This is a genomic window from Streptosporangium sp. NPDC049644 (genome assembly GCF_040675205.1).
In the GTDB taxonomy this organism is placed as follows: Bacteria; Actinomycetota; Actinomycetes; order Streptosporangiales; family Streptosporangiaceae; genus Streptosporangium; species Streptosporangium fukuiense.
The window spans coordinates 4241-5466 of sequence record NZ_JBFAOJ010000195.1 but is presented as its reverse complement, the minus strand read 5'-3'; the positions used below and the strand labels follow the sequence as shown (position 1 = coordinate 5466).

General features: G+C 69.8%; 1 protein-coding gene and 1 pseudogene. Both read left to right on the top strand.

Annotation, left to right across the window (positions count from 1 at the left end):
* Positions 1 to 156 precede the first annotated feature (156 nt).
* Positions 157 to 1017, top strand: a complete 861-nt coding sequence (locus AB0J58_RS43965) for a potassium-transporting ATPase subunit C (RefSeq protein WP_364227552.1) — start codon at positions 157 to 159, stop codon at positions 1015 to 1017.
* Positions 1017 to 1226 (top strand): annotated as a pseudogene (locus tag AB0J58_RS43960) (hypothetical protein); the annotation flags it as partial. The gene AB0J58_RS43965 and the pseudogene AB0J58_RS43960, both read left to right, overlap by 1 nt.

Genomic DNA, 1226 nt, shown 5'->3' with positions numbered 1-1226 from the left:
CCGCTCGCCCTGCGGGGGGTGCGCTACCGCCCCTCCAGCGCGTCGAAGCTGCTCAGCCGCAACCTCTACGTCTACGGACTGGGCGGCATCGTCGCCCCGTTCATCGGCATCAAGATTATCGACCTGTTTGTCCAATTCCTTCCGGGGATGTCGTAAATGGAACGCCTACCGAGCTGGATTCGCCAGCACCTCGCAGCCATCAGGGCGGTCGCCGTCCTCACCGTGCTCCTCGGCGTGATCTACCCGCTGGTCACCACCGGCGTGGCCCAGGCACTGTTCAACGGCAGGGCCAACGGTTCGATCGTGCAGAAGGACGGCAAGGACGTGGGCAGCGCCATCGTCGGACAGAACTTCACCGACGCTGACGGCAACCCCGTCAGGACCTACTTCCAGAGCCGCCCGTCAGTCGCGGGTGACGGATACGACATGCGGTCGACGGCCGCCAGCAACCTGGGACCCGAGGATGTCCTGGACGTCCTTCCCGTCCCCGGAGTGAAGGACGACGAGGGCAACCCGGACGAGGGCAGGCAGAGCCTGCTCACCCAGGTCTGCGCCCGTTCCACGGCGATCGGCGAACTGGAGGGCGTCAGCGGCGCCAGGCCGTACTGCACCGGTGACGGCGTGGGCGCGGTGCTGAAGGTCTTCTCCGACCGCGCGGTCAGCGTCAACCAGGCCTGCCCCGCCACCCCCTTCATCGCCGAGTACCGGGGGCTGAAGGTGGAGTGCGGCAAGCCGGGCGAGGACTACGCCGCCGGGAAGACCGTCCCGATCCGTGGCGGCGTGGCGAAGGCCGAGGTGCCCGCCGATGCCGTCACGGCCAGTGGCTCGGGCCTCGACCCGCACATCTCGGTGGCCTACGCCGAGCTGCAGGCCCCGCGAGTGGCCAAGGAGCGCGGAACGGACCTCGCCAGGGTCAAGGCGCTCATCCAGGAGCACACGACGGGACGCGCCCTCGGTTTCATGGGTGAGCCCGCGGTCAACGTGCTCGAACTCAACCTGGCCCTCGACAAGGAGTAGTGGTCGCGGTGCCACGCGGGCGGCTACGGGTCTACCTCGGGGCGGCTCCCGGAGTCGGTAAGACCTTCGCGATGCTCAACGAGGGACGCAGGGCGCTGGAGCGTGGCAGGGACGTGGTCGTGGGGGTGGTGGTGTCCCCCGGGCCGCCGCCCCCCCCCCCCGCGGTCGTGGGTGGTGTGGTTGTGACGCGCGGGGGGGCCGGGGGCCGC